Source organism: Geobacillus sp. C56-T2, from assembly GCF_007829715.1.
Taxonomy (GTDB): domain Bacteria; phylum Bacillota; class Bacilli; order Bacillales; family Anoxybacillaceae; genus Geobacillus; species Geobacillus icigianus.
In genome coordinates this window covers 1,028,990-1,055,898 of sequence record NZ_VJWB01000001.1, presented here as the reverse complement: position 1 = coordinate 1,055,898, position 26,909 = coordinate 1,028,990, and the positions used below count along the sequence as shown (strand labels likewise).

At 55.9% G+C, this 26,909-nt stretch carries 28 protein-coding genes; 3 read left to right on the top strand and 25 right to left on the bottom strand.

Features of this window, described 5'->3' with window-relative positions:
- Position 1: 1 nt before the first annotated feature.
- The 19 genes from GC56T2_RS05410 to GC56T2_RS05320 all read right to left on the bottom strand — a co-directional run bounded on the left by GC56T2_RS05410 (position 2) and on the right by GC56T2_RS05320 (position 19,669).
- On the bottom strand, positions 2–661 hold the full coding sequence (locus GC56T2_RS05410; protein ID WP_051985111.1) for a DUF881 domain-containing protein: 660 nt from the start codon (positions 659–661) through the stop codon (positions 2–4).
- Between the two features lie 70 nt (positions 662–731).
- Positions 732–1,436, bottom strand: coding sequence for a DUF881 domain-containing protein (locus GC56T2_RS05405; protein ID WP_144973609.1), 705 nt, complete (start codon positions 1,434–1,436; stop codon positions 732–734).
- Positions 1,417–2,202 carry a cell division protein DivIB gene (gene divIB / locus GC56T2_RS05400; RefSeq protein ID WP_144973606.1) on the bottom strand — a complete coding sequence of 262 codons (786 nt, stop codon included), beginning with the start codon at positions 2,200–2,202 and terminating at the stop codon, positions 1,417–1,419. Before divIB ends, GC56T2_RS05405 begins: the two co-directional genes overlap by 20 nt.
- Positions 2,203–2,403: 201 nt before the next feature.
- Positions 2,404–3,504: a stage V sporulation protein E gene (gene spoVE, locus GC56T2_RS05395; protein ID WP_144973604.1), complete on the bottom strand. Its 1,101-nt coding sequence runs from the start codon at positions 3,502–3,504 to the stop codon at positions 2,404–2,406.
- A 53-nt stretch (positions 3,505–3,557) separates the two neighbouring features.
- A complete protein-coding gene (gene murD / locus GC56T2_RS05390; protein WP_144973602.1) occupies positions 3,558–4,913 on the bottom strand; it encodes a UDP-N-acetylmuramoyl-L-alanine--D-glutamate ligase in 1,356 nt (451 codons plus the stop codon).
- Positions 4,914–5,888, bottom strand: a complete 975-nt coding sequence (gene mraY / locus GC56T2_RS05385; RefSeq protein ID WP_144973600.1) for a phospho-N-acetylmuramoyl-pentapeptide-transferase — start codon at positions 5,886–5,888, stop codon at positions 4,914–4,916. It abuts the gene before it with no gap.
- Entirely contained in the window at positions 5,873–6,328 is a 456-nt protein-coding gene (locus GC56T2_RS05380; protein WP_144973598.1) for a hypothetical protein, read from the bottom strand. The genes mraY and GC56T2_RS05380 overlap by 16 nt, the downstream gene beginning before the upstream one ends.
- Positions 6,325–7,794, bottom strand: a complete 1,470-nt coding sequence (locus GC56T2_RS05375) for a UDP-N-acetylmuramoyl-L-alanyl-D-glutamate--2,6-diaminopimelate ligase (RefSeq protein ID WP_144977067.1) — start codon at positions 7,792–7,794, stop codon at positions 6,325–6,327. The genes GC56T2_RS05380 and GC56T2_RS05375 overlap by 4 nt, the downstream gene beginning before the upstream one ends.
- A gap of 112 nt (positions 7,795–7,906) precedes the next feature.
- Positions 7,907–9,826 (bottom strand): stage V sporulation protein D, encoded by a 1,920-nt coding sequence (locus tag GC56T2_RS05370; RefSeq protein ID WP_144973596.1) that lies wholly within the window; start codon positions 9,824–9,826, stop codon positions 7,907–7,909.
- Between the two features lie 72 nt (positions 9,827–9,898).
- A complete protein-coding gene (locus GC56T2_RS05365; protein ID WP_144973594.1) occupies positions 9,899–12,106 on the bottom strand; it encodes a penicillin-binding protein in 2,208 nt (735 codons plus the stop codon).
- A gap of 6 nt (positions 12,107–12,112) precedes the next feature.
- Positions 12,113–12,469 (bottom strand): cell division protein FtsL, encoded by a 357-nt coding sequence (gene ftsL / locus GC56T2_RS05360; protein WP_144977064.1) that lies wholly within the window; start codon positions 12,467–12,469, stop codon positions 12,113–12,115.
- A gap of 136 nt (positions 12,470–12,605) precedes the next feature.
- Positions 12,606–13,538 carry a 16S rRNA (cytosine(1402)-N(4))-methyltransferase RsmH gene (gene rsmH, locus GC56T2_RS05355; RefSeq protein WP_144973592.1) on the bottom strand — a complete coding sequence of 311 codons (933 nt, stop codon included), beginning with the start codon at positions 13,536–13,538 and terminating at the stop codon, positions 12,606–12,608.
- Between the two features lie 278 nt (positions 13,539–13,816).
- Positions 13,817–15,445 (bottom strand): bacillithiol biosynthesis cysteine-adding enzyme BshC, encoded by a 1,629-nt coding sequence (gene bshC / locus GC56T2_RS05350; RefSeq protein WP_144973590.1) that lies wholly within the window; start codon positions 15,443–15,445, stop codon positions 13,817–13,819.
- Between the two features lie 438 nt (positions 15,446–15,883).
- On the bottom strand, positions 15,884–16,270 hold the full coding sequence (locus GC56T2_RS05345) for a DUF3397 domain-containing protein (RefSeq protein ID WP_144973589.1): 387 nt from the start codon (positions 16,268–16,270) through the stop codon (positions 15,884–15,886).
- Positions 16,263–17,156 carry a 2-dehydropantoate 2-reductase gene (locus tag GC56T2_RS05340; protein WP_370454525.1) on the bottom strand — a complete coding sequence of 298 codons (894 nt, stop codon included), beginning with the start codon at positions 17,154–17,156 and terminating at the stop codon, positions 16,263–16,265. The genes GC56T2_RS05345 and GC56T2_RS05340 overlap by 8 nt, the downstream gene beginning before the upstream one ends.
- Positions 17,157–17,255: 99 nt before the next feature.
- A complete protein-coding gene (locus GC56T2_RS05335; protein WP_144973585.1) occupies positions 17,256–17,831 on the bottom strand; it encodes an RsfA family transcriptional regulator in 576 nt (191 codons plus the stop codon).
- A 73-nt stretch (positions 17,832–17,904) separates the two neighbouring features.
- Positions 17,905–18,660, bottom strand: a complete 756-nt coding sequence (locus GC56T2_RS05330) for an enoyl-CoA hydratase/isomerase family protein (protein WP_144973583.1) — start codon at positions 18,658–18,660, stop codon at positions 17,905–17,907.
- Between the two features lie 146 nt (positions 18,661–18,806).
- Positions 18,807–18,980: a 50S ribosomal protein L32 gene (gene rpmF, locus GC56T2_RS05325; protein WP_011230605.1), complete on the bottom strand. Its 174-nt coding sequence runs from the start codon at positions 18,978–18,980 to the stop codon at positions 18,807–18,809.
- 146 nt (positions 18,981–19,126) lie between these two features.
- Positions 19,127–19,669, bottom strand: a complete 543-nt coding sequence (locus tag GC56T2_RS05320; protein WP_144973581.1) for a YceD family protein — start codon at positions 19,667–19,669, stop codon at positions 19,127–19,129.
- 594 nt (positions 19,670–20,263) lie between these two features.
- Here GC56T2_RS05320 and GC56T2_RS05315 point away from each other — a divergent pair.
- Complete coding sequence (locus GC56T2_RS05315) at positions 20,264–21,484, top strand: nucleotidyltransferase (RefSeq protein WP_144973579.1); 1,221 nt, start codon at positions 20,264–20,266, stop codon at positions 21,482–21,484.
- Here GC56T2_RS05315 and GC56T2_RS05310 read toward each other — a convergent pair.
- Together GC56T2_RS05310 and GC56T2_RS05305 are read right to left on the bottom strand one after the other, a co-directional pair.
- On the bottom strand, positions 21,457–22,476 hold the full coding sequence (locus tag GC56T2_RS05310) for a SepM family pheromone-processing serine protease (protein WP_144973577.1): 1,020 nt from the start codon (positions 22,474–22,476) through the stop codon (positions 21,457–21,459). The two genes, GC56T2_RS05315 and GC56T2_RS05310, sit on opposite strands and share 28 nt — an antisense overlap.
- Entirely contained in the window at positions 22,473–23,261 is a 789-nt protein-coding gene (locus tag GC56T2_RS05305; RefSeq protein WP_144973575.1) for a patatin-like phospholipase family protein, read from the bottom strand. Before GC56T2_RS05305 ends, GC56T2_RS05310 begins: the two co-directional genes overlap by 4 nt.
- Before the next feature lie 133 nt (positions 23,262–23,394).
- Here GC56T2_RS05305 and ylbJ point away from each other — a divergent pair, with 133 nt between their 5' ends.
- Positions 23,395–24,627 carry a sporulation integral membrane protein YlbJ gene (ylbJ, locus tag GC56T2_RS05300; RefSeq protein ID WP_144973573.1) on the top strand — a complete coding sequence of 411 codons (1,233 nt, stop codon included), beginning with the start codon at positions 23,395–23,397 and terminating at the stop codon, positions 24,625–24,627.
- Positions 24,628–24,707: 80 nt separating this feature from the next.
- On the opposite strand, the gene coaD is transcribed toward ylbJ, so the two are convergent.
- The 3 genes from coaD to GC56T2_RS05285 are packed head-to-tail and all read right to left on the bottom strand — an operon-like array spanning position 24,708 to position 25,970.
- Entirely contained in the window at positions 24,708–25,214 is a 507-nt protein-coding gene (gene coaD, locus GC56T2_RS05295) for a pantetheine-phosphate adenylyltransferase (RefSeq protein ID WP_033843467.1), read from the bottom strand.
- Positions 25,180–25,776, bottom strand: coding sequence for a 16S rRNA (guanine(966)-N(2))-methyltransferase RsmD (gene rsmD / locus GC56T2_RS05290; RefSeq protein ID WP_144973571.1), 597 nt, complete (start codon positions 25,774–25,776; stop codon positions 25,180–25,182). Before rsmD ends, coaD begins: the two co-directional genes overlap by 35 nt.
- Before the next feature lie 5 nt (positions 25,777–25,781).
- Positions 25,782–25,970, bottom strand: a complete 189-nt coding sequence (locus GC56T2_RS05285; RefSeq protein WP_033022173.1) for a hypothetical protein — start codon at positions 25,968–25,970, stop codon at positions 25,782–25,784.
- A 184-nt stretch (positions 25,971–26,154) separates the two neighbouring features.
- Between GC56T2_RS05285 and GC56T2_RS05280 the strand changes: the two genes are divergently transcribed.
- The gene (locus GC56T2_RS05280; protein WP_033022170.1) at positions 26,155–26,544 is read left to right on the top strand and encodes a DUF7147 family protein; all 390 of its coding nucleotides are present in this window, start codon (positions 26,155–26,157) and stop codon (positions 26,542–26,544) included.
- Here GC56T2_RS05280 and GC56T2_RS05275 read toward each other — a convergent pair.
- The gene (locus GC56T2_RS05275; protein WP_144973569.1) at positions 26,538–26,906 is read right to left on the bottom strand and encodes a hypothetical protein; all 369 of its coding nucleotides are present in this window, start codon (positions 26,904–26,906) and stop codon (positions 26,538–26,540) included. The genes GC56T2_RS05280 and GC56T2_RS05275 overlap by 7 nt on opposite strands.
- Positions 26,907–26,909 lie beyond the last annotated feature (3 nt).

Genomic DNA, 26,909 nt, shown 5'->3' with positions numbered 1-26,909 from the left:
CCTATTTCCCCTCCTTGCCGGCGTTGACCGTTTCCATATACTTGACATTCGGCCGCGCGGAAGCAGGCGGAAGGACAACGGTTGGTTGAGGGGGAGAGATCGCCAAGTCCAGATTTTCAACGGCAAAGTCATCGCGAATCGGGGAAACAGACAATCCGCTGTACAGCTTATCGACATCATCGGCCATCACTTTGACGGTGGTGGGCAGCCCTACGGGGCGGAGCCCGACTTTGGTGATGCCGTTGACGTCGCGAATCGCCGTCCCATTCGTCAGCCGCTCCCCACCGATGGCGATTTCTTTCGCTCCGTACTTATTCAACTCGTTGACCAGCCGTTGCAGCAGCTCCGGCGACACGGTTGCCGCGACCGGCCCAACATAGCCGGCAAGCGGCGCGATCGTCAGCACAACACCGGGGCCTTTTGCTTCCGTCAGCCCGGCCTCTTCGCGAAGTTCGGCGACGGTCGTCTCGAGCGCCTCTGCCCCGCCTGTCGCTTCTTTTTGTCGATAGTAGCGCAGCCGCTCCTCATACTTTTCAAGCTCGTCAAGCAGCTGCTGTTCTAGTTTCTGCTCTTTCGTCAAATCGGCGCGCAGCTGCCAAATGTCGCGCGTGTCGCGTCCTTCTGCAGGCAGCGTCGTGCGCAGCCCCACCGCGATCATCATGCCAAACACGGCGGCGACTCCGGCAAAATACAGCTGTCTTTTTGGGTGCAATGCGCTTCACCGCCCTTTCTTATGGTTTGGGCGCAAAAATCGGATCAAGAACGATCGCCTCTTGCTTTTCCACTTTCACATCGACATGGTCTTCAACGAGCTGATCGACAACGCCGCCAGGGAGTCCGAGCGCGGAGGCGAGCACATCCGGATTGCCGATCGCCGAAATGACAAACGGGGCTGCATGCGGCGTCCCATCCACTTCAATGACAGGGCCGTTGCAAACGATGTACGAACGATGGGAAATGCGCTGCCCGTTAATGGCAACGGCTTCAGCACCGGAGATGAGCAGCTCATGAACGACGCTCCAGACGTGCTGTTCGTGAACGATGTAATCGGTAGCGCTCGCTTCAGAGGGGATATAAGAGGAATCGGAAAGCGTGACTGCAACGCCTTTCCCTTTCACCCTCGCTTTTCCGATATACATGCGCAGCTGTTTCGCTTCCTCTGCCAACCCGGCTTCGCTTTCCTGCTTCTCGGAAAGCTTTTTCTCCCATGCGGCCAGCTCCTCTTGTTTTTGAACAAGCTGTTGCTTGAGCGACCGGTTTTCTTTTTGCAAAGAAAGAAGCGCCGAACGATATTCATACTCTTTGCTCCACTCGCCGTCCCTCCATTCGCGGCGGGACGCTTCTTTGCTGGCGTGCTGATACGAAAACCCGAGCATGGCACCGAAAATAAAGCAAATGATCGTCAGAAGGATGCGGCTACGAGCTTGGCGCTTCATCGTCATCCTCCTTTTTCGGCGGATCGTAAGGAACAAAGTAGCTGCCGACTTCCAAATGAATAACTCCTTTGACATTTCGGTCCAGCGCGGCGACAATCGCCGGATAATGCGCCAGCTTGTCGGCAAAGCGCCGAATCGTCGCGCTCACCTCATAGCCATCGTTCATATAGACGATGACGCGGTCTTCATACTCCTTCGTCGGCTTGTAATGAATTTCCGACATGGCGCCAAGCACGGCGGCCGGCAGTTCGGCCAGTTGTCCCGTCATCTCGGCAATGGCGTCGCCGTTTTTCCAGCCGACCAAGACAGGCGCATCGGTCGGCGCCGTTTTGACGCCTTCCTTCTTCAGCAGCCGCCCGTTTTCGAGCAGGGGAAAAAACGTTTGCTGATCGTATACATAGGCGATCCGCCGCCATTCGCGGACATGAATGACAAGCGTATGCGGCAGCCGCTTTTTGACCGTTACCTCTTTCACTTCCGGATGGCGGGCGATGTTCGCTTCCACCTGTTGTTCCTTCACTTTCCAAAAGCTTGTCCGCTTCGTCACACCGCTTAGGCTGATGATGCGCTCATCTGACAAATGGCGGTTGCCGCTCACTTCAATGTGCCTGACCGCGCTAAGCGGCGATTGGAAATAAAGAACGCACAAGATGGACAGAAAAAAGAAGAACAAATACGCAATCAGCCGGCGGTTTGCTTTTTGACGACGCCGCTCTTTCAACTTTGGCACACGATCCTCTAGGACGACGACCTTTCCTTTTTCCATCGCATTCCCCGCTTTCTTTCTCCAACGCCCTGCTTTCCGCCGCTGGTCTGTTGGCCCAACCCATGAGGCCGATGCCGTTTTTTTGCATTTGTTTTCATTATATCACAAACAAAAAGCGAGCGAGAGCCTGTTTTTGCCGCATTTGCCGGCACTGTTCGACGCGCGGGCGAACAAAAAAGGCGGCGGATCTTCGCCGCCTGCCTAATAGCGGGCATGCCGGCTGATGTTCAGCAGCACGCCGATGGCCATAAGCATGAGCGTCAGCGATGATCCGCCGTAGCTCAAAAACGGAAGGGTGATGCCGGTGACGGGCATTAATCCGGTCACAACGCCAATGTTGATCATCACTTGAATGGCGATCATCGAAATGATGCCAAGCGCCAAAAAGCTGCCGTACAAATCGGGCGCGCCAAGAGCGATGCGCACCCCGCGCCAGAGGAGAAGGGCAAAAAGCAATAGAACGAGCGAGCCGCCGATAAAGCCGAGCTCCTCGGCCAAAATGGCGAAAATAAAATCCGTTTGCGGCTCCGGCAAGTAAAAAAACTTTTGCCGGCTTTGCCCGAGCCCGAGGCCAAACAAACCGCCCGGCCCGATGGCATACAGCGACTGAATGATCTGAAACCCGCTTCCGAGCGGGTCCTCCCACGGGTTTAAAAAGGACGTAATTCGTTTGATCCGGTACGGCGCGGATAAAACAAGGGCGGCAAACCCGGCGAGCCCCAAGATGCCAAGCCCGGCAAAATGGCTGAGGCGGGCGCCGGCGACGAAAATCATCGTCACACAAGTGCCGACCATGACCGTTCCCGTTCCTAAGTCCGGCTGCAGCATAATCATGCCGAACGCGCCAAACACGAGCAACAGCGCCGGCAGCAGTCCCTGTTTGAACGAAGGAATCTTTTTTTGGTTTTCCGATAAATATTTGGCCAAAAAGGCGATCATGGCGAACTTCATAAACTCAGACGGCTGAATGGAAAACGCGCCGACGCCGATCCAGCTGCGCGATCCGTTCCGCACCATGCCGATGCCGGGAATGAGCACCAAAACGAGCAGCACAAAACAAACGCCAAGCAGCACTTTCGACCAGTCGCGCCATACCCAATAATCGATGTTCATGACAAAAAACATCGCGATGACGCCAATACCTGCGAACAACAGCTGGCGCTTGGCAAAGAAAAACGAATCATTGAACTTGTATTCCGCCCAAATGGCGCTCGCGCTGTACACCATGATCAGCCCGATGGCCAGAAGCGAAAACGTTAAAAGAATGAGCAAAATATCCGGCGCAGACCTTTTCCGCGGCAATGCCCAACACCTCTATTTTTGTAAACTAGAGGGAAAGGGCTGTCCCTTTCCCTCTATTTCAACTTATGCACGGCGTTGATAAAAATGTCCCCTCTCTCCTCGAAAGTTTTGTATTGATCCCAGCTGGCGCAGGCCGGAGAGAGCAAAATGACGTCGCCCGGTTCGGAAAGCTCGAAAGCAACCGGGACGGCTTTTTCCACATTATCGACATATCGGATCGTTTCTATTCCCGCTTGTTGGGCGATGCGACCGATTTTGGCCGCCGTCTGGCCGAACAATACAACGGCCTTCACCCGTTGCAAATACGGAAGAAGATCATCAAACTCATTGCCGCGGTCAAGCCCGCCAGCGAGCAAAATGACCGGCTCGCCAGCGAACGCCGAGAGCGCCTTTTGCGTCGCCAAGATGTTCGTCGCCTTCGAGTCGTTGTAAAACCGCCGGCCGGCGACTTCGGCCACATACTGAAGGCGGTGTTTGACGCCGGAAAACGTCGCCAGCACCCGGCGGATCGCCTCATGGCTGGCGCCGGCCAACTTGGCGGCCGCCACCGCCGCGGTGATATTCTCCAAATTGTGCTGACCTGGAAGCACGATGTCGTCTATTGGAATGACGGGCTCGCCATTCCAATAGACGGCGCCGTCTTGAACGTACGCTCCTTCGCCGAGAGGTTTCGTCGCCGAAAACAGCACTTTTTGCGCCCGAATCGACGAAGCGGCGGCCATCACAATCGGATCATCGGCATTGACAACGGCGTAATCGCGCTCCGTCTGGTTGCGGAAAATGTTGGCCTTCGCCGCCACGTACGCCTCTTTCGTTCCATGATAATCCAAATGCGCGTCAAAAATGTTGAGCAATACCGCAATGGCCGGCCGGAACTGATCAATGCCGGCGAGCTGAAACGAAGACAGCTCGGTGACGAGCCATTGTCCCGGCTTTGCCTCTCTCGCCACTTCACAGGCGACAAGGCCGATGTTGCCAGCAAGCAGCGGATCTTTTCCGTCCGCTTTTAACATTTCATAAATGAGCGTCGTCGTCGTCGTTTTTCCGTTCGAGCCGGTGATGCCGATAAACGGCCCTTCGGAAATGTGGTAGGCAAGCTCCACTTCGGTGACAACCGGCAGCCCTTTTTCCAGCGCCCGTTTTACCATCGGGTTCGTGTACGGAATGCCCGGGTTTTTCACGACAAGATCAAACGGCTCATCGAGCAGCTCGAGCGGGTGTCCGCCGCAAACGACGCGGACGCCAAGCTCTTTCAACTCTTGAGCCTCCGCATTTTCGGAAAGCGGCTTTTGGTCATTGACAACCACATCGGCGCCCAGCTCCACAAGCAGCCGCGCCGCCGCCACTCCGCTTTTCGCTAATCCAATGACCAGCACACGACGATGTTGATAAGACAGAGTCGGTTTCAATTACATCCACACCTCGATATAAATTCCTAACATGGCGAATAACAGCCCAACGGCCCAAAACGTGACGACAATGCGCCATTCCGACCAACCGACAAGCTCATAATGGTGATGAAGCGGGCTCATGCGGAACACGCGCTTGCCGGTCATTTTGAACGAAGCGACTTGAATGATGACCGACAGCGTCTCAATGACAAACACCCCGCCGATGACGACAAGCAATAGCTCCAGTTTCGTCAAAGCGGCAACGGCCGCAATCGCGCCGCCAAGCGCCAGCGAACCGGTATCGCCCATGAACACTTTCGCGGGATGGGCATTAAACACCAAAAAGCCGAGCACCGCCCCGACAACGGCCACGCAAAAGACAGCAATGTCGTACTGCCCCTGATTCCAAGCCAGCACCGCGTAAGCCCCGAAAGCGATCGCCGCCGTCCCTGCGAGCAGTCCGTCAAGCCCGTCCGTCAAATTGACGGCGTTGGAGCTACCGACAAGCATAAACAACAGCAGCACCCCATAAGCCACACCTAGCTCGACCGACCGATCGGTGCCAGGAATATGTAGCGCGGTGGAAAATCCGCTTTGACGGTAAACGGCAAAAAAGACCGCCGCAATGACGAGCTGGCCGATAAATTTTTGCCGGCTCGTCAAGCCAAGGTTCCGCTTCATCACCACTTTGATCAGATCATCGAGCAAACCGAGCGCCCCATAGCCGATGGTGACGAACAACAATAAGTACGTCCCTGTGGATACGGGGGTGAAATGGGGCGCCACCCATACGGTCGTCACCGCAATCGCCGCCAAAATCATGATTCCCCCCATCGTTGGGGTACCTGATTTTTTTTGATGCGACTTCGGCCCTTCTTCGCGAATGCTTTGTCCAAACTTCAACCGGCGCAAAAACGGGATTACGAGCGGCGACAAAATGACGGTGACGAAAAAGGAAACCGCCATGGCCATGATGATCATTGGCTCTCGCATACGTCTTCACATCCTTTAGCCGGCCGCACGTTCAGCCACCGCTTCTGCAAGTCGGCGAGCCGGCGGCGAACGTCCTCATCCACTGAGGCGCCATCGGGAAGGGTGAAGAAAAACTCCGCTTCCCCGGCGGCGCCGGACTGCTCCACATAGCGCGCAAACAGGGCGGCCGCCGCTTCCAGCGGCGATGGGACGAAAAAGAGCGGAAACTGGTTCGGGATGTAGCGCGGCAGCGGGTCGCCAAGCCGCCAAAACGCGCCGATCGCACCATGTTCAATCGCCAGTTTCAACGTTTCCGCCCCGTTTTCGAGCGGCACAAACAATCCTTTTTTCACTCGTCTTGTCGGATCGACAAATACGGCATGGAAGCGAATCGTTTCATCGACAATTCCGCGCGCCTCCGTTGCCACCGATTTCACCATCGTATACGCGATCATCGTCATCCTCTCTCCTTCAGCGCCATTCGGGCGACGGCGCGATCGTCAAACTCAATCACGTCATCGCCAATGATTTGGTACGTTTCATGCCCTTTGCCGGCGATCAGGACAACGTCCCCTTCCTGGGCGTTGTGTATCGCATAGCGAATCGCCTCTTTTCGGTCGGGGATCGTCACATACGCTCCCATGCCAGGCTCGACTCCCGCTTCCATGTCGCGCAAAATTTGCTTCGGGTCTTCCGAACGCGGATTGTCGGAAGTGAAAATGGCCAGATCGGCGAATTGCACCGCCGCCCGCGCCATCAGCGGCCGCTTCGACCGGTCGCGATCACCGCCGCAGCCGATGACGACATAGACGTTCCGCTTCGCAAACTGGCGCACCGTTTTCAAGGCGTTTTCTAGACTGTCCGGCGTATGGGCGTAATCGACGATGACCGTAAAGGGTTGCCCTTCATCAACCGTTTCAAAGCGTCCCGGTACCGGCTCGACAGCAGCGAGCGCAGCGGCGATCGCTTCCAGCGGAAAACCGGAAGCGAGGCAAGCGGAAGCGGCGGCAAGAATATTATATACATTGAACGCCCCGACGAGCTTCGTTTCGACCGCGGACGCCCCATGCGGCGTGCAAAGCCGAAACGCCATTCCGCTTGGGGTCATGCGAATGTCTTCCGCCGTTACATCGCTTTTTTCGTTTATCCCGTAAGTGATGATCGGCGCTGCCGTCATATGTTTATAATATTGCGAAACCGGATCGTCATGATTCAAAACGGCAAATTTGGGGCGCTGTTCGTCATAGCGGTTGCCGAGCTGGGCAAACAACAGCCCTTTGGCATTTCGATACTCTTCCATCGTCCCATGATAATCGAGATGGTCTTGCGTCAAATTCGTAAAGACGGCCACATCATAGTCGCAGCCGTGCACCCGTCCTTGGTGCAGCGCGTGCGACGATACTTCCATCGCGGCGAACTCGACCCCTTCATCCACCATTTGTTTGAACGTGCGCTGCAGCATAAGCGACTCCGGCGTCGTATTCACCGACGGATAAGAGCGGTCGCCGATTTTGATCTGCACCGTGCCGATCAGCCCCGTCTTTTTGCCGTTGTATCTGGCAATCTGTTCAATGATCGAAGTCGTCGTCGTTTTGCCGTTTGTGCCCGTCACGCCCACCAAATGAAGGCGATGGGTCGGCTGTCCATAAAACGCATCCGCCAATATGGCCATCGCCCGCCGGCTATCCGGCACGATCACGACCGGAACGTCAACCGGAAGCGGCCGCTCAGCGACCATAGCCGCCGCGCCGCGCGCCGCCGCCTCAGCGGCAAAATCGTGGCCGTCAACCGTAAATCCCTTCAGGCAAAAAAAGAGAGAGCCAGGCTGGACACGGCGCGAATCCATTTCGAGCGCAACGATATCCGGGTTTCCCCCGCGATGCGTCCAAAAACTAGGCAAACGGGACAATAATGTCAGCAGCTTCATGTTGGCCCATTCCTTTCCTTTCGAAATCGTCTGCCGAACGATGCGGACAGCGGAAAAAGGGGCCCAGCCAACCCGACGTGTCATCGCATCGGCCGCCCCTTGCCCGATCCCTTTACCGTTCTTTTGCGAAATAAATGCGGATGGTCGAGCCTTCTTTTACTCTCGCTCCCGGCTCTGGAGATTGTTCGACCACGACATCCCCTTCGCCACTAACATCTAATTTTAAGTCAAAAAGCTGTTCTTGCAAATCTTTTTTTGTCAACCCGATCAAGTTCGGCACTTCAATCACTTTCGGCTCGTTCCAATCACGCTCTTTTTCCAATTGATCCGGACGCGGCTTCACTCCGATCGTGCGCAAGCTATCTTCCATGATTTTCCCTACGATCGGCGCCGCCACCGTGCCGCCGAACTGAACGGTCCCTTTCGGATTGTCAACCGCCACGTAGACGACGAGCTGCGGATCGTCCGCCGGAGCAAAGCCGATGAACGATACGATATGATTGTTTTGCAAATAGCGTCCGCCTTGCGCCTTCTGCGCCGTTCCGGTTTTTCCGCCGACGCGGTAGCCTTCGACATACGCCTTTTTCCCTGTTCCTTGCGCGACGACGCTCTCAAGCGCGTACCGGACTTGTTTGGATGTTTCCTCGGAAATGACGCGCCGTTTTGCCTTCGGGGTATTGCGGCGCACGATTTCCCCCGTCTCCGGGTCAACCCATTGCTTGGCGATGTATGGCGTGTACAAAATGCCGCCGTTGATCGCCGCCGATACAGCGGCCACCTGCTGAATCGGCGTCACCGACACCCCTTGGCCGAACGCCGTCGTCGCCAGCTCCACCGGCCCGACTCGTTTTAAATCAAATAAAATGCCCGTTCCTTCCCCTTGCAAATCAATGCCGGTTTTCTCGCCAAACCCGAATTGCTTAATATACTTAAACAACGTCTCTTTCCCTAACCGTTCCCCCAACTCGACAAATCCTGGGTTGCACGAATTTTGCACGACTTCCAAAAACGTCTGCTCTCCGTGGCCGCCTTTTTTCCAACAACGGAGCGTAGCGCCGGCGACTTTCGCATACCCCGGATCAAAGAAATGGTCTTTCAGCAAGTTCACTTTGTGCTCTTCCAGCGCCGCGGCCAGCGTAATGATTTTGAACGTGGATCCCGGTTCATATGTACTCCAAATCGGCAAGTTGCGGTTGTAAATTTCTGGCGGAACGTTGCGGTAGTTGGACGGGTCGAAAGTCGGACGGCTTGCCATCGCCAAAATTTCGCCGGTGTTCGGGTTCATGGCAATGGCAATGATGCCATCGGGATTGTATTTCGCCTCCGCAATGTCGAGCTCCCGTTCGATGATCGTCTGAATGCGCGAATCGATCGTCAACACCAAATTCAAGCCGTCGGTCGGCGGCGTATAATCATCCGCCATGTCGGGCATGCGCCGGCCTTTGGCATCGGAGTAAAACTGCACCGATCCGCGCTCGCCGCTCAGCTCCTTATCATAATACAGCTCAAGCCCGGTGAGCCCTTGATTGTCGATGCCAGTGAAGCCGAGCACATGCGACAAATAGCTGCCAAACGGGTAATAGCGCTTCGTGTCTTCGGCAATATACACGCCATCGAGATCGAGAGCGCGCACATCCGCCGCCTTTTCATCGGAAATTTTCCGCCCCTCTTTGAGACGGACGATCGATGTTGGTTGCGTGATTTGTTTATAGATCGATTCGACGGAGCCTCCCAATGCCTGCGCCAATTTTTCCGCTGCCTGCGCTGGGTTTTTCACTTGTCGGGGAATGACGTACACCGTCGGCGCGCTCATGTTGGTCGCCAACGGGACGCCATTGCGATCCAAAATTTCGCCGCGTTTCGGCTCAAACGGAATGTTCCTGCCCCACAGCCCTTTCGCCCGTTCCGCTAACAGATCGCCGAGCCAAAATTGGACGTAGCCAAGACGAAGATCGATAATCGCAAAAATCAAAATTCCGATCAAAAAGACGATCGTCAACCGCTTGCGCACGGTCACGTACGATACGCGCATATGGCGGAACCTCCTTTATCGTGGGCTCGTTCCACTATATGCTTGTACGCCCCGTTGTAGAACGGCAAAAAATCATTCATGCGGGCCGTCGTCTTTTCGTTCCGCTGCCTCCTTCGCCTTTCTCGCCGCCGCTTCCTCCCACTGGCGCGGCGGAGCGAGCTCGACGATCAAGTAATCTCCTTTGCGCACTTCCGCCCCCGGGCGAATATTTTGGCTGATGACGTAGCCGCTTCCTTTGGTGCTCGGCCGCAATCCGAGAACGCGGGCCACTTTCATGGCGTCACGAAGCGAAAAGCCGCGTAAATCCGGCATCGCGGCGGTCCCATCCGTCTTGAGCACGACTCGCTCGCCCACGAGCACGTCCTCGCCGGCTTGTGGCAGCTGGTCTTCAACGTAGCGGCCGCGACCGATCACGACCGGGACATAGCCGCTTTCTTTCAACTGTTTGGCGGCCAGTTCCGCCGGCTGGCCGATGAAGGAATCGAGCGGCCGCCGCGCCGCCTTTTCTTCGGTGCGCTTCTCTTCGACCGGTTGAATGTGCAAATATTGCAGACTGCTTTTCATCACCGTTGTAAAAATTTGCGACACCGGCGCCGCCCCGGTTTCGGTCACATCGAGGTGCGGCTGTTGAACGGCGACGTACATGAGCAGCTTCGGGTCATCGGCCGGCGCCATGCCTAAAAAGGAAAAAATGTAGTTTTCCCGCCCGGTCAAATAGCCGCCGGTGGCGGACGGAATTTGCGCCGTTCCGGTTTTGCCGGCGACGCGGTAGCCTTCGATTTGATAAGGACGGCCGGTGCCGTGTTCCGACGTGACGACCGTCTCTAAAATGTCACGCACTTTTCGCGCCGTTTCCGCCGTGATCGGTTCGCCGACCACCGTCGGCTCATGATCAAGGAGGACTTTGCCGCTGTCCGGATCGACGACTTTTTCAATGACGTACGGCTTCATCATTTTCCCATCGTTCGCGATCGCTGTTGCCGCCTGGATTTGCTGAATCGGCGTCACCGATGTCCCTTGGCCGAATCCCGTCGTGATCCGTTCGATCGGATAGCGGTAGCGAATTTGTCCGACCGCCTCGTTCGGCAAGTCAATGCCGGTTTTTCGATCGAAACGGAAGCGGTGCAAATATTGCAAAAACCGGTCTTCTCCCAGCTTCTCTTTCACCAAAATCGAGAAAGCGACGTTCGAGGAGCGCTGCACTCCTTCATTGAACGTAATCGTTCCCCAACCGACATCGTTATGGTCGCGGATCGTATTCGGCCCGACTTTGTAAGAGCCCGAGCGGTACGTTTCATTGCCGTTGTACACCCCTTCGTTAATCGCTGCGGCGAGCGTGAACACTTTCATCGTCGAGCCCGGTTCGTACGGGTAGGAGATGGCGTCATTGAAAAAGTTGGTGATGTTGCGCTTGTTGGGGTCAAAGCTCGGGCGAGTCGCCATAGCCAAAATTTTTCCCGTTTTCGCATCGGCAACAATGGCGATCATCTTTTTCGGCCTATATTGTTTTTCAACGCCGTTCATGGCGTCTTCCAAAAACGTTTGAATTTTTTCATCGATCGTTAAATACACATTCGCTCCGTTGTTTGGCTTGACGATATGCTCCTTTCCCCCGGGAAGGCGAAACCCGCTCACATCGCCGTCGAAAGATACATAGCCGTCTTTTTCGCGCAAATAGCGGTCAAGCTGTTTTTCGATTCCCATTTGGCCGACCGTTTCGTTATGCTCGTTTTTTTGCGCGTAGCCGACCACATACGAAGCGAACGTGCCGTTCGGATAAAACCGGGTCGTATCGCGGATGAAAGCGATGCCCGGCAGGTCGAGCGCTTCAATTTTCCGCTTCAGCTCAAAGCTGATGTTGCGGCCATACGATCCGAACTCTACCTGCTTCGCCTTTTTCGTTAAAATGCGCTCCATCTTTTCGACGTCCATGCCGAGCAACGGAGCGAGCTTTTTCGCCGTTTTTTCCGGATCAACGACATGGCGCGGATGGTCCGGGTCGGTCGTCATGTTCGGATCCAACACCGCGACAAGCGTGTAGGAAGGCACGTCTTGGGCCAAAATGCCGCCGTTGCGGTCGAAAATCGTGCCGCGCTTCGCCTCAAGCGTCCGCGTTTGCTTGCGCTGCTGCTCGGCGATTTCCGCCACCGGGTGCCCTTCCGCTTTTCCGGTCCATCCGAGCTGGATAAAGCGGGCAAACAAGAGCGAGAAAGCCAATCCGAACAGGCAAAACAACAGCCATGCCCCCCGATGGGTGTTGCGATGCTTCTTTGTTTCCATCGGCCATCATTCCTGCACAACTTTCACGCGGTTTTCGTCAAGCGACAAACCGAGCTCTTTCGCCTTTTGCAAAATGCGCTCGTACGCGCTCAGCCGCTGCACCTCGACGTACAAGTCGTTGTTCGCTTTTTTCTGCTCGCCAATCGTCGCTTCAAGCTGCTGGACATGCCGGTTCAGCTCATAAAGGCGCACTTGGTTGGCCACGATGTGAACAGCCGCATAAACGACAACCAAGAAAAACGAAACAAACAACAGCTTTTCAGCAAGCGACAGGCGAAAACGCCGCTTCCGCCGCGGCGCCCGGCTCGGCGACGCGGCCGGACGTCCTTGTTCACGCACGACTTTGACAGCTGCATCGTTCACCATTGTTCCCCTCCTGTTTCTCCATTCGTTTTGTTCGGTATGGGCAACCGCCATGTGGTCATGGCCGTTCGATGTCATGTCCCTTCTTTTGCCCTTGACGGCCGTTGCCCTACTGGGCGCTGCGCCTTTGCATCGGTCATCGTTTTTCAGCGATGCGAAGCTTGGCCGAGCGGGCGCGATGGTTTTGCTCCAACTCGTTTTCCGAAGGAACGATCGGCTTTTTCGTAATGATTTTCAGCACGGGCCGCCCTTCCTCGGGAAGAACCGGAAGCCCCGGGGGAAGCGGCGGACGCTCGCTCGCCTTTTTGAACGTTTCTTTGCAAATGCGGTCTTCAAGGGAATGAAACGTAATGACGCTCACGCGGCCGCCCGGCGCTAGCAATTCAATCGCCTGCTCGAGCGCCTCGCGAAACGCTTCGAGTTCATCGTTGACCGCGATGCGGAGCGCCTGGAAAATGCGCTTGGCGGGATGCCCACCGCTGCGGCGCGCCGGTGCCGGGATGGCCGCCTTGATCACCTCGACGAGTTCACCGGTTGTTTCAATCGGCTTTTGGCGGCGCGCCTCTTCAATTTTGCGCGCGACTTGCTTTGAAAACTTTTCCTCGCCGTAGCGAAAAAAAATGCGCACGAGTTCCTCATATGGCCAACGATTGACAATTTCCGCCGCCGTCAGCGACTGGGTACGATCCATCCGCATATCCAGCGGCGCATCATGCTGATAGCTGAAGCCGCGCTCCGGTTCGTCGAGCTGCGGCGAAGAAACCCCTAAATCAAAAAGGACGCCGTCAACACAGTGAACGCCAAACGCTGAAAGCTCTTCCCGCAAAAATCGGAAATTGCGGTGCACGAACTGCACTCGCTCGCCGTAGCGGGCCAGCCGTTTCCGCGCATGAGCAATGGCGGCTTCGTCTTGGTCAAACGCAAACAGTTTGCCGCGTTCTGAAAGAAGAGAGAGCAAATATTCGCTATGGCCGCCGCCGCCCAACGTACAATCGACATAAACGCCGTCCGGGCGAACGTTCAGCCCATCCACCGCCTCTTTCAGCAACACTGTTGTATGTCGAAACACATGTCCACCACCTTTGCTGCTTGCCGGCTCCTTGGCGTCACCAAGGGCCGCTCCCTTATTATATCGCAAACAGAAGCAAAATTTTAGCTTTTTTTGTAAAAAACCGTCCCTTTTTGTTTCTTTTTGTCGGATGGCGAAACGAGCAGTGCGCTATCCGCCTCGACAGACTTTACTTTTATTTCCAAAACACGAACGTTGTTTTTTTACAATTCCTTTTACAAAAAAAAAATCCTGCTTGAAACAGGATTTTTCTTTTCGACTTTTTCTTTGAAAAAGCCTTATATATATACAATTTTATGCATTCCGTTTTCCGGAGCAGGGATGGACAAAAGTTTTTCTACAAAATCAAATCCGTAACGGTTCACATAGTAAAACACGTTCCAAATCCGCTCCTGCGGCGCGCCGTGCGGCCGAAGCGCCGTTTCCACGCGCCAAAATTTCCGCCATTGGGTTTCGTGTTTACGCAAAAGCGCCCGCTCTAGCGCCTGTTGAAGAAACTCGATTTGCGCCTGGATGATGGCGGCATTTTTCGCCATCAATCCCTCCAATCCGCAATCAATGGCCATCCCGAGCTCCCGCAACGGCCGATGCGCCGCCTCCACTTCCGCTTTCGCTTTGGCAAACGCGCTCGAAAGCGGGGCTTCCGCCGTTCGTTTCAACCACTGCTGCTTCACCACATCAAGCTGCCCGCGCAATACGTCAGCCGCTTCCAAGCCGAGATCGTCCAAGTCCGTTTGCAGCGAACGGCTGACGATCGTCGCTTGCAACCGGGGCACAACCGGCGGCATTTCCATCCCGAACAGCGGAAACGTCTCCTTCAATTCCGCCCAATAAGCGATCTCGCCGGGCCCGGCGACAAACGCGAGCGTCGGCAGCAAATATTCTTGCATGAGCGGGCGGGTGACGACGTTGTTGCTGAAACAGGCCGGCTTCGTTTCAGCGAGCGCGAGCAGCTCTTCCTTCGTCCAAGCGACATTCCCCGCTTTAGTGCGAAACCGTCCGGTTTGTTCATCGTAGTGCAACAGCGAGCGCTCATGGCCGTCGTAATAAAACAAATTGGCCGCATCAGGCCCTATTTCAATGAGCGGCGCATACCCGAGCGCGCGCAGCGCTTCTTGCTGAGCCAACACAGCGGACGTTACGTCCCGGTGACGGTTGACAAGCTCGGCGAAAAAACGGCGTTCAAGCGGGCGCACGGCGGCATCGCCGGCGTTCAAAACGACCAGTCCCTCATCGGCGAACAAACGCAGCACGATGGCGGCAAAAAAGTCGACAAACGTAGCCGCCCCATCGAGACAGGAAAAAAGGAAGGAGAGCAGTTCATTCGTGACGTCTGTTTCCCCGTACGTTTTGACGACGCGCTCCACCCACTCTTCGGCCAACCGCCGATCAAGCGGGAGATCGGCCGCCATCCGCCTGTCATTGACCTTGTGCGGATAGACGGCTTTTTTCACTTCTCCCCCTTCCACCACGTAAACGTGATTGATCTCGGCGATATCATGGTCTTCGCCGGCGATCCAAAACAGCGGGACGACCGGCACACCTAGTTTTTCCTCTTGCTCTTTGGCCAAACGGATGATCGTGATGATTTTATAAATTGTATAAAGCGGACCGGTCAACAGCCCGGCTTGCTGCCCGCCGACGACGACAACGCTCCGCTCGTCGCTCAATCGTTCAATGTTGCTCATCGTCTTGGCTCCCGCCGCCAGCCGGCGATGGTAGGCGCGCAAATAATCGGCGAGCGCGCGTCGAGCATACGTTTTTTCTTGCAAATAAGACAGCCGCCGGCGGAACGCCTCATCGTCCACTCGCGCATAGGCGAACCCCCGCTCAGCTGGAAACGCGCCTGTTATGTAATCAGCGGCCAACTTCGTCGCTGCCGGCAGCGAAATGTCGCGAACTTCCATGGCCCAAAACTCCCTTTCTATGTATTCTTTCCTGAGTATAGCACGTTTGGCGCCAAGAGAAAAAAGCCATGCTCAGCCGTTCGGATGTCGCGCCTCCCTTGATCGATCGGGGGAAACAGCGACGTTCACCCGTTCCATCGCCAATCAAGGCAAACAGCGGTTTTTCACCAATCCACTAGAAGGCTGGTGATTTAAGCTTATCAAGCCCGTTTCTCAAACAGATAAGCCTTGTCGCGTCAAGAGCGCCTTTCAAACGTTCCCCCATTGCTCAAGAGAAACGACCATTTTTCACCGCCCTCCTAGAAGGCGGAAAGAGGCGTCTATATCCGCCTGCGTCGCCATTCTAGTTTTTCACCACCCCACTAAAAGACGGAAACCGCCTCTTCGCTAGCCGGCCACCGGAGATCCGGATCGAGCTGCGCGCCGCCCCTTCCTCTTTTAAAGGCTGGCCGCAATGCGCACGACAATGCCGTAGACCATTAGCCCCACGTAAAGAGAGGCAAAAATAAGAAAGCTCGCCCGCCAAAATAAGCGAAACACCGCGCGCAGACGGAAGTCCCCTTGTTTTCGCCAATAGCCGAGCGCGATCAATCCATGCAAGACGAACAAAAAGAGAAGAAGAGGAACGAAGTACGACCGATGAAACACGACCGCCAGCAAAAAATAAACAGCGGCGATGAAAAACACCGTTGCCGCGTTGACGGCGGCGTAAAACGATGACCGCTTGCGCCGGCCAAACAGGCGTGCGCCAACGTAGACGAGCAAAAACAACAAAAGCGGCGCGGTAATAAACGTTGCCAACGCTGAAGCAAGCCACTCATCCATCCTCCTCCCTCCCTTCCTTTCCTTTGATGGCGCAAAGCAAAAAGCGAATAAGCGGCAGCGTCACCCCGCGCGCTTCACCTTGTTGAAGCACATAGCCTAAAATGGCGTCAATTTCCGTTCGACGCCCATGCGCCAAATCCATATACATCGACGAATAGTTGTCCGCCGTTTTTCGGCAGATGTGAACGATGCGTTCCCACGCCCGCTGCTCATCGGCAAGCGCCAGCGCCTGCCGCACTTCATCAAACAGCTGCGCCATCATCTCGCGATACGGAGCCACCTTCAGGAGCGCACCGTTGTTCACTTGCAAAAGCGCCGTGAGCGGGTTGATAACCGCATTGACGACAAGCTTGTCGACAAGCATGCGCTTCCAATCATCGGCCCACTCGATCGGAAAATGAGGATCGTCGCTCTGAAGTTCGCGAGCAGCGCCAATCGAGCCGAAGCGGACTGCCAACGTCAACTTGCCGACGCCTGTATGTACGACTGTGCGATCATCCCGTTTCCACGCCCCGTGTTCAACGACGCCAGCCAGAATCGTTTGGCCGGCCAACAACGGAAGCGAATCAAGATGGCCCATGCCGTTTTGCACGAACACGAGGGTGTGCACGCGACGAAACGCGTCGGCTCGTGCCCAGATGGCATCAAGGTCATACTGTTTGACCGCTACGAACACGAGCGGCTCGTCCAGCTCCGCGTCGGCAAACGGCCGCGCCCTGACCGCCACCGTTGTCGTCTCCCCGTCTTTTTCGAGCGCCACCCCTTGCTCAGCCAGCTGTTTGGCCTGCGCCAAGCGTCTTGTGTACATCGTCACTTCATGGTGGCGTCCAAGGTAAGCCGCGAGCAGCAGACCAACCGCCCCGCCGCCGACAATCCCGATTTTCAAGCTTCCTCTCCCCCACTTTCTTGGCATATGACGTTAGCCTTATTGTAGCAAACATCTGTTGGTTCCGTTAAGAAAAAAAGCCGGCTAACAGCCAGCTTTTCAGCTTTCACCGGCGCCATCCGCCTCGTTCGGCGCCGGCTTCTCATGATCGGCCACCATTTGACGCGCCCGTTCCATAATCGCCAACAACGTCTTGTACTCTTCTTGAACGGCGGCCAACTGTTTTTCGAGCGCCTCTTTCTCCATTTGCAGCTTGGTTACCATTTGCTGGAGCTGCTCCATATCATTTTTCAGCGCCCGATTTTCGTCCGCTGCCCGCCGGGCCTCGCGCGCCTTTTGTTCCTCCGCCTGCAAAAACGCCAGCACGTCCGGCCATGACAAGTGCTGTTTCCCTTCCGCTTCCACCTTCGCCCGTCCCCCGCTTTCCTTGATCGCTGCCACCTCTTTTTTTCGCCTTTTCCGCTCTTGCTTCGCCAGTTCAATGTCCTCTTTATACTGCTTGCGGACGCACGAGTTCCACCGAAATCCGCACGCCGCCGCCGTCCGCGACAAACGTCGTCCCACTTCAGCAAACGCTTCCAGCTGGGTGTTGCCTTCGCGAATATACTGAAGAACGACGCTGGCCAACAGCTCATCTTCTTCCTTCGTCCATGCGTCTTGGCGGATGCCTGTCATCTCCTTCCCCCTCCCCCTGATCACCGCTTTGTCATTATATGTATGCGGCTACTAGAAACGGTAGAAGGAAAAATTACTTCTTGTGCAAAAAAGCGCGCAACGCCTGTTCATGTTCGCGAGATCCCCACAGTTCGGCACAGCGGCCGATCTCGGCGAAAAACTGCTCACGAAACCAAGCCGTTCGCCATTTTTCGCCGGCCGTCGCTTTGTACGCCTGTAAAACAGCAAGCGGCCGCTCCGTGTAGACCGCGAGCCGCTGACGCCATTGTTCGCGCCACGACTCGGCCGGCACAATGGCGTCTGTCCAACCGCGCGCTTTCATCTCCTCAGCCGTCATCAGCTCCGCGCGCAGCAAGACATCGAGCGCCTGTCCGTACGGAAGCTTGGCGAACAACATCGACGCCCCTCCCCAGCCGGTAGTGATGCCAAGCCGCCCTTGCACAAATCCAATCCGGCTCCCTTCCTTGACCAAACGGATATCGCAAGCGGTCGCCAGCTCGCAGCCGCCGCCGATCGCCGTTCCGTTGACGAGGGCGACCGTCGGTTTCGGAAACGTCAACAACTTGTACAGCAGCTCTCCCATGCGCGTAAGCATTTGTTTTGCTTCCGCGCCGCGCAAATGCCCAAACTCGTGTAAATCGCCGCCGGAGCAAAACGCCTCGCCGCCGGCGCCCGTTATGGCGAACACTTTGACGTGTTCATCGGCCGCCGCCCGTTTCATCGCTTCTTCCAACGCCTCCATCACCGCAAAGTTGATGGCATTGCGCTTTTCCGGCCGGCAAATCGTAAACAGGCCAACGCCAGCCTCATATTCCATTTTCGCTTCCATCGGTGCTTCTCTCCTTTCGCTTGCATCCCTCGCTGCTTCTCTCCCTTTTCGCTTGATGAATTGGGCAGCCATCGACCGATTTCCTGCCTGGCGGAAATAAAAAAAGCTGTCCGATAATCGGACAGCTTGTCGTCAGATGTCGGCCATTATTTGTTAACGACATCTCTTCCTTTGTACGTTCCGCATGCTTTGCAGACGCGATGCGCCAATTTCCACTCACCGCAGTTTGGGCATTGCACCATGCCCGGCACTTGCAGCTTGAAGTGTGTACGGCGCAGCCGTTTTCTCGTTTTCGATGTTCTTCGAAAAGGTACCGCCATCGTTCCCACCTCCTTGTCGAGCGCATTCAGCATATCGATGCCAGCGGGCGGCCGCCCTTTCCGGACGCCCCCCTGCCGGCAAACAAGGCAGCTGCCGGACCGAAGCGCTCGCTTCCGGCGCCTTCAGCCGGCAAGGCCGCTCATGATCATTTCTCCCGTTTTTCCTCAAAAAATTTCGCCAGCCCCGCCAGGCGGGGATCCACTTTGTTCGCCTCGCGCTCTTGCACGACTTTCTCCCATTCGTCCTCTGTGAGGACATCCCAGCCCTCTCCGTGCTGCGGCGCTCCATCAGCCGCCGGGCTGTCGGCGATGAGCTGCAATGGGATTTCCAGTAAAATGAGTTCACGGATAATCGGATGTAAGTCAACCGTATCTCCGGTCAACACATGGGTATCGTCATCCGTTTCCGCCAAACCGGCACCCTCGGCAAAAAACGTCTCCGTCGTCTCAATGGAAAACGGATAATGGACATCAACAAGCGTCCGTGAGCACGGCAGCACCATCGTCCCGGACAGCGTCAAATGAAACGTAAACTTTGTCGAAGCAACATCCGCTTTCCCTTGAACGCGCACCGGCGAAATGTCGCGAATCAATGTGTCGATTTGTTTCAAATCAGACACATCGATCGTCTCATCAATCACCATTTCCTTATGTTGGAAACGGCGAAGTTGTTGGACCGTCCATTTCATCAACTATCACCTCAAGGCAACGAATAAAATTATACGTTTCGTTTCTATTTTTGTCAATGTTTTTTCTTTACAACCATCAGTGTTGAAAGCCGACAGCGAAGGCAACAGCGGACGCGAACTCTCTCCGCTCGACACCTCTTGACCATCCCGCCCCTTTCGTTCACCAACGAACATCGGCGACGGAACCGGAACGCTTCCCTCCTCTTTCTTGACGCCCGCCAATCAGAGGCGCATAGTTCCATCATTTCCAAACGGCGCCCTCCCCATGCGCCCTAAAAGCCCGGCGAAAAAACGGCTGTTTTTCCACGGAGGCAAAAGGACAAAACGGTTGAACCGATGCCCTTGCATGCTTCATACTAAATGCATGGAGCGCCTCTTGCGAAAGAGGAGGACGGGCGTTGGAAGTTGCTTGCATGCTTCATACTAAATGCATGGATCCCCATGATGCGGTCTGGCCGGACACGTCCGGCCTCGCATTGTTTTATGTTCGCGAAAGAATTTTGAAACAAAAAGGGGACAAATGAATACAGATGGCTCGCATTTGTTTTATGTTTGCGAAAGAAACCATCGCCTTGACGAAAAGGAGCGAAAACCGTGAAAGCCGTTGGCGTGATTGTGGAATACAACCCTTTTCATAACGGTCATCTTCACCATTTGCAAGAAACGAGACGAAAAACGAACGCGGATTGCTTGATTGCGGTCATGAGCGGAAATTTCCTGCAGCGAGGCGAACCGGCCATCGTCTCCAAATGGGCGCGGACGAAAATGGCGCTCGCTTCCGGCATCGATATCGTCATTGAGCTGCCGTACGCCTTCGCTGTCCAAGCGGCGGAACGGTTCGCCTCAGGCGCTGTTCGACTGCTCGCCGCCATCGGCTGCCGAGAGCTTTGCTTCGGCAGTGAATCCGGGGACATTGCCGCGTTTTTATCGGCGGCCGACACATGGAGCGAGCAGCAGGAGCCATTCGATTCCCTCGTCCGCGCTGAGCTGGCGCGCGGACAAAGCTTTCCGAGAGCCGCGGCCGCGGCGTGGCAAGCGCTTGGCGCCGCTCCGCTCGATTTATCGAAGCCGAACAACGTGCTTGGCTTTGCCTACGTGAAAGCCATCCGGCAACACGCATTGCCGATGACGCCTCACACGATCCCAAGGCGCGCGGCCGGCTACCATGATGAATCGGTTTCCCACCCGTCGATCGCCAGCGCCACTAGCGTGCGAAAAATTTTGCGGCAAACCGGGCAGCTCGAAGCGGTCGCTGCGTACGTACCGGCCGCCGCGCTCGACCAGCTTCGCCAATATCAAGAGACGTACAGCCGCTTGCATGATTGGGAAATGTACTTTCCGCTGTTAAAATACCGGCTGCTGACGGCCACAGAAGCCGACTTGCGCCGCATCGCCGGGGTCGAAGAAGGAATTGAACATCGGCTGAAACAGCACATCGCCGCGGCGGAAACGTTTGCCGCTTTCATCGCTGCGGTGAAAACGAAGCGCTACACGTGGACAAGGTTGCAGCGTCTGTGCACCCATGTGCTGACCCACTTCACCAAAGAAGCGCAAAGCGAGGCGGCCGACCCGACGTACATTCGGCTGCTAGGCATGAGCGAAACCGGCCGCCGCTACTTGCAGCAGGTGAAAAAACAGCTGGCGCTGCCGCTCGTTGCCAAAGCCGCGAAGCTCAACGGCGATCCGCTTTACGAGCAGGAAAAACGAGCGGCGGCCGCGTACGCCGCCGCTTTTCCCGAGCCGCTTGCAAGCCGTGCTTTTCGGGAAGAATACGCCACAGCGCCCATTTACTTTTCCGGCATGGAGCGCAAATAACGAATCGCATCATCAAACGTATCGACCGGGACGATTTTCATTTTCGTCCCGATTTGCTTCGCCGTCCGCAGCGCCTCGCGGTAATTGGATGCCGGTGCCCCATGTTCGTTGGGCGCGAAAAACACTTCAGCCCCTTCGCGGTCAGCGGCCACCACTTTTTGCGAAACGCCGCCGATCGGGCCGACGTTTCCGTCCAGATCGATCGTTCCGGTGCCGGCGATTTTATGACCTTTCGTGATGTCTTCGGAAACGAGCTGATTGTAAATTTCCAACGAAAACATGAGCCCGGCCGACGGGCCGCCGATTTGTTCCGAATCGATCTCAACGGGCGGATCGGTACGGATGTCATACTCGGTCACCGGCATCACCCCAAGGCCGGCTTGATCGGGATGGTCTGGAAACGGCCGTAAAGCAATCTCGGTTTCCCGCCGCTTCCCGCCGCGGATGAACGTGACACGAACGCGGTCGCCTGCCTTCTTTCCGCGGAGATAGCTGACCATTTGCTCCGATGTGGCGAGCGGTTTTCTGTCCAAAGCAACGATGAGGTCGCCGGTTTTCAAGCGCCCGGCGGCCGGCATATCGGAAAGAACGCTCATGACATAAGCACCGCGCGGTTGATACGACACCGATTTCCCGGCCCGCCGATAGGCGACGATGATCGCCGCTTCTTTCGCCTGTTCCATGAGCTCAAGCTGGCGCAGCGTATAGTCTTTGTCGCTCTCCCCTTCCTGCTTGATTTCCTCCGCCGGATGCAGCTCATAAAACGGGCGGATATGGGCGAGCAAATACGATGCCACATTCGCCCGCCCCATCCGCACCGTCGTCAACATCAACGTGCCGGCATCGCGGTCACCGTGCTCAACGTGCACGAGCGGCCGTAAACTTTGCGCGCTTCCCGGCATCGTCACATAGTACGGCAATTTGATAAAAATGAAGAGAGAGGCAAGGACGACACCAAGAACAAAAGCAACGATATACGTTCGTCTTTTCATCGTGACGATGGCTCCTTCCACTGTTCCATCGCTCGGCGGATCGCAGCGATTTGCTTGCGCGCTTCCTCTTCTCCGCGGGCGATGATTTCCTTGATGTCTGTAAACGCTCGGGAACTGTACGATTCAACACGCGGACGAATCATCACGTCCGAAGCGAGCTGGCGATGGACGACGAGCTCCGCTTGTAAAATATCTAAACTTTGCCAAATCACATCCGCGATCGACGTGATTTCGGCGTTCGTGTTCAGCGGAGCGACATCAACGGCGATCACAAGGTCGGCGCCCATCGCGCGGACGACCGACACCGGCACGCGGTCGACAACGCCGCCATCGACCAGCAGCCGACCGTTCATTTCTGCCGGCACAAAAATGCCGGGGATCGAAATGCTCGCCCGCACCGCACGCGCCGCTTCCCCTTCCCGAAACACGACCTTTTCCCCCGTCCGCAAGTCGGTGGCGACCACCGCCACAGGCGGCGAGAGCTCCTCAAGCCGCTTCCCTTTCGTCAGCAACCGAATGAACTGCGTAATTCGTTCCCCGGCGATCAACCCCATTTTCGGCACTGTCCAATCAAGAAAATCGTTGCGCCGAAACGATTGGGCGAGCCGATAAAGGCGATGAAGGCCGTGGCCGCTCGCGTACAACACAGCGACAAGCGCCCCGATGCTGCTGCCGGCCAGATAGGAAATCGGAATTTGTTCGTCTTCCAACACGTTCAAAACCCCAAGGTGCGCAAACCCGCGCGCTCCCCCTGACCCAAGCGCTACGCCTATTTTCGGCGGCATGCCTCCTCCCCCCTTTGCTGCCGCAGCGTTCTCCGCTCCCATCTTATGGTCTAAAACGTCCCCCTATGCTCGTATATTAGGGTATATGAGGTTGTACCGCGCGAAGCTGCACGGCAAAAAAGGGGGGAGACCATTGAAACGAAACTGGGGAACAAAAGGGAAAACGGCGCTGCTCGCTTCCGCTGCCACCTTGTTCGCGTTTGCGCTCATTAGCTACCCGAAACAGTCGCTTGAGGCGTCCATCCGCGGCCTCACGATGTGGTGGGAAGTCGTGTTTCCATCGCTTTTGCCGTTTTTTATCGTCTCAGAGCTGCTCATCAGCTTTGGCGTCGTCAACTTTCTCGGCGTCTTGCTGGAGCCGCTCATGCGCCCGCTGTTCCGCGTCCCGGGAGTCGGCGGATTCGTTTGGGCGATGGGCATGGCGTCCGGTTACCCATCGGGAGCCAAGCTGACAGCGCGGTTATACCAAGAAAAGCAGCTGTCCACCATTGAGGCGGAGCGGCTCTCTTCGTTTACCAATTCATCGAATCCGCTGTTCATTTTCGGCGCAGTGTCAGCCGGATTTTTCCACAACCCACAGCTTGGCTTCGTGCTGGCCGCCTCGCATTACTTAGGAAACATCACCGTCGGGCTGATCATGCGTTTTCACGGCATCCGAAAGGAGCGGGGGCAGCCAAAAAGCAGACGCCGGCCGTTCTCGCTGCCGTATGCCTTGCGGACGCTGCACCGCACGCGGTTGAAAAACGAACAGCCGCTTGGCAAACTGCTTGGTGATGCGGTGCGCTCGTCTGTGCAAACGCTGTTGATGATCGGCGGTTTTATTATTCTCTTTTCCGTAGTCAATCAACTGTTGAACGTTATGCATTTCACCGAGCAGCTCGCTCCGCTCGTCCGCCGTCTGCTTCACCTCGCCCAGCTGCCGGAAGAGCTCGATATCCCGGTGTTTTCCGGCCTGTTTGAAATTACGCTCGGCAGCCAGATGATCAGCGAAACCGACGGGGCGACATTGCTGGAAAAAGCGGTGGCGGTCAGCTTCATTCTCGCGTTCGGCGGATTTTCCGTTCAAGCGCAGGTCGCGAGCATTTTAGCCGAAGCGAACATTCGCTTTCAGCCGTTTTTGGTCGCCCGCCTGCTGCACGGGCTCTTTGCTGCTATCTTTACATATGCGCTTTGGCAGCCGCTGTATGTCGAGACGGCGACTGGCGAGTCGGGCCACATTCCGGCGTTTTTCCATATGTTGACCTACGCTCGCCCTGAGGAACACTTAGGGCTGCCGCCATACGGGCCGCTGATCACCATGCTGTTCCTTTGCCTGTATATATGGCTGACGGCCAAAGCGGCCAGCGAACGGCCCCGCCGTTCCTAAATCCGCGAGACGCCCGCGCTGCTCTTGACCGCCTCCCTCGCCCGCTGCCGGCCCGGCCGGGCGAGGGGCGGGGCTGTCCGTCATCGCTGTGGCCCGTCGGCAGCCAGCGAAGCAAATTTCTTTTTGAGCGCCTGCTCGACAACCGGCGGCACCAGTTCGGAAATATCGCCGTTGTATTTGGCCACTTCCTTGACGATGCTGGAACTTAAAAACGCGTACTGGCTGTTAGTCATCATAAAAAACGTTTCAATGTTTTCGTCAAGAACGCGGTTCATGGACGTGATCTGCATTTCGTACTCAAAATCAGATACCGCGCGCAAACCGCGCAAGATGGCATTCGCTTTTTTGCTGCGGGCGTAATCAATCAGCAAGCCATGAAACGATTCGACATGGACGTTTGGGAGCGACTGCGTCACCGCGCGCAACAGTTCGATCCGCTCCTCAACGGTAAACAGCGGCTTTTTCGCCGAGTTGTTCAGCACCGCGACGTACACTTGGTCAAACACTCTCGCCCCGCGTTTAATAATATCCAAATGTCCGTAAGTCACCGGATCAAAACTCCCTGGACAAACGGCAATGCTCGCCATCGGTTTCGTCTCCTTTCCACCTGTAAATCGTCACACCGGTGATGCCGTATGTTTCCCGCTTCCATTGCACCAAGCCGTCGGCTGTTTCCGGCAAGCGCGCTTCCGCCGAATGCTCAGCAACGACGACGCCGCCAGGCTCCAACAACCGGCAAACGGCAAGCGCGGACAGAAGCGCTGGCCACTTGTTCTCTTTATACGGCGGGTCGAGAAAAATGACGGAAAACCGGAGGCCGCGTTTCGCCACCGCCTTCAGCGCTCGCTCGGCATCGTTGCAGTAAATTTCCGCCTGCTTCTCAAGCCCGCAGGCCGCGACGTTTTTTCGCACCGTCTGCACCGCTTTCCGATCGTGATCAACGAAAATGACGCGATCGAGCCCGCGGCTGAGCGCCTCGATGCCCAAACCACCGCTGCCAGCGAACAAATCGAGACCGATGCCGCCGGAAAAATACGGGCCGATGATGTTAAAGATGGCCTCTTTCACTTTATCTGTCGTCGGTCGTGTCGACATTCCTGGAACCGCTTGCAGTTTCCTTCCTTTGCACGTTCCGGAAATGACTCTCATCGCCTTCACCCATTCTTGGTCGTTTCCATCTCATCGCACGCAAAATCGATTCGTTGTAATCTTACCATAAAGTTGAGGAACGTCAAACTGAAGAATTTTTTCGCCCGCGAATGTATAGAAACGAGCGAACGGGCCATAATGAGTAATGGCAACATCATCGTTGCCAGTGACGGAGAAGACTTACGTTTCCCCATAAGTTCTTCCTCCGGTTTCTCCTCTCCCTTTTCTTTATTCTTTCCGTTTCTTGTTCCGCCCTGCGCGGAGGCAAGAAACTGGAAAGGACCTTGCGGAACGGTTCCGCAAGGTTTTTTTTATTGCAATCGCGGCCAAGAGCCGGTAAAGTTAAGAATGGACGATGGTTGCAAGGGGGAACAAGCAATGATCCAACGATTCATTGAACTTGGTGAAGGGTATTCCGATATATATGAACTGATCGAGCTGGCGCGCGCGAACCGTCATCGCGTCTCCGGCTTTTTCGCTTTCCATACGGTGAAACAAGGACGGGCCGTCGTTTCCTTGGCCGTTGTCCTGCATCCGACCGACCCTGGCGACTTCCAGCCGCTTTACATTTGCCGCGAAGGCATTCCCGACCCGGCTGTCAAGCCAAACAAACGGTATGAGCTGTTTGCCGAAACGGCCCAAGCGCTCGGTATGAACGTGATTCATCTCGACGTCAAGCCATCGACATGGTTTGCCGAACGCGATTTGTATTATCAACATTTGATCGGCATCATGCGCCTAAACCGCTTTATTCCCCCGCTTCAATAACGGGAACGAACGAGAGCGAAAACGAGCGGTTCCGCTTGCTCGATCAGTGAACGTGTGGCGAGCAGCACCGGTGCGACCAATTTTTTGATTGGAGAAATAGTGCTGGCAAATAGCCGGTTTCTTTCCACCGTCAGCGTTTGAGGGGAAACAAGCTTTCCGCCCCCGCTGCAGCGCGATCGGCCATGGCAAAAAAGAGGAGGGAGTTCCCCAAAAAAGCCGGAACTCCCTCTTTTCGATACGTACTGGCATTCCACCGCCTGTGATCGATGTGATTGAAAACCAGCGGCTTTTCCCGTTTTCGTCCTCATTTTACGATGGACGATGCGCAAATCAGCGAACATTTCGACCGTTTTCGTCCTCATTCC

Coding starts and splice junctions, on each gene's coding strand:
- GC56T2_RS05410 (WP_051985111.1), bottom strand. CDS start 661: ATGATGATCGCGGTGGGGCTGCGCACGACGCTGCCTGCAGAAGGACGC.
- GC56T2_RS05405 (WP_144973609.1), bottom strand. CDS start 1,436: ATGAAGCGCCAAGCTCGTAGCCGCATCCTTCTGACGATCATTTGCTTT.
- divIB (WP_144973606.1), bottom strand. CDS start 2,202: ATGGAAAAAGGAAAGGTCGTCGTCCTAGAGGATCGTGTGCCAAAGTTG.
- mraY (WP_144973600.1), bottom strand. CDS start 5,888: ATGCGAGAGCCAATGATCATCATGGCCATGGCGGTTTCCTTTTTCGTC.
- GC56T2_RS05380 (WP_144973598.1), bottom strand. CDS start 6,328: ATGACGATGATCGCGTATACGATGGTGAAATCGGTGGCAACGGAGGCG.
- GC56T2_RS05375 (WP_144977067.1), bottom strand. CDS start 7,794: ATGAAGCTGCTGACATTATTGTCCCGTTTGCCTAGTTTTTGGACGCAT.
- GC56T2_RS05370 (WP_144973596.1), bottom strand. CDS start 9,826: ATGCGCGTATCGTACGTGACCGTGCGCAAGCGGTTGACGATCGTCTTT.
- GC56T2_RS05365 (WP_144973594.1), bottom strand. CDS start 12,106: ATGGAAACAAAGAAGCATCGCAACACCCATCGGGGGGCATGGCTGTTG.
- bshC (WP_144973590.1), bottom strand. CDS start 15,445: ATGGAAGTTCGCGACATTTCGCTGCCGGCAGCGACGAAGTTGGCCGCT.
- GC56T2_RS05345 (WP_144973589.1), bottom strand. CDS start 16,270: ATGGATGAGTGGCTTGCTTCAGCGTTGGCAACGTTTATTACCGCGCCG.
- GC56T2_RS05335 (WP_144973585.1), bottom strand. CDS start 17,831: ATGACAGGCATCCGCCAAGACGCATGGACGAAGGAAGAAGATGAGCTG.
- GC56T2_RS05330 (WP_144973583.1), bottom strand. CDS start 18,660: ATGGAAGCGAAAATGGAATATGAGGCTGGCGTTGGCCTGTTTACGATT.
- rpmF (WP_011230605.1), bottom strand. CDS start 18,980: ATGGCGGTACCTTTTCGAAGAACATCGAAAACGAGAAAACGGCTGCGC.
- GC56T2_RS05320 (WP_144973581.1), bottom strand. CDS start 19,669: ATGAAATGGACGGTCCAACAACTTCGCCGTTTCCAACATAAGGAAATG.
- GC56T2_RS05310 (WP_144973577.1), bottom strand. CDS start 22,476: ATGAAAAGACGAACGTATATCGTTGCTTTTGTTCTTGGTGTCGTCCTT.
- GC56T2_RS05305 (WP_144973575.1), bottom strand. CDS start 23,261: ATGCCGCCGAAAATAGGCGTAGCGCTTGGGTCAGGGGGAGCGCGCGGG.
- coaD (WP_033843467.1), bottom strand. CDS start 25,214: ATGGCGAGCATTGCCGTTTGTCCAGGGAGTTTTGATCCGGTGACTTAC.
- rsmD (WP_144973571.1), bottom strand. CDS start 25,776: ATGAGAGTCATTTCCGGAACGTGCAAAGGAAGGAAACTGCAAGCGGTT.
- GC56T2_RS05285 (WP_033022173.1), bottom strand. CDS start 25,970: ATGGGGAAACGTAAGTCTTCTCCGTCACTGGCAACGATGATGTTGCCA.
- GC56T2_RS05280 (WP_033022170.1), top strand. CDS start 26,155: ATGATCCAACGATTCATTGAACTTGGTGAAGGGTATTCCGATATATAT.
- GC56T2_RS05275 (WP_144973569.1), bottom strand. CDS start 26,906: ATGAGGACGAAAACGGTCGAAATGTTCGCTGATTTGCGCATCGTCCAT.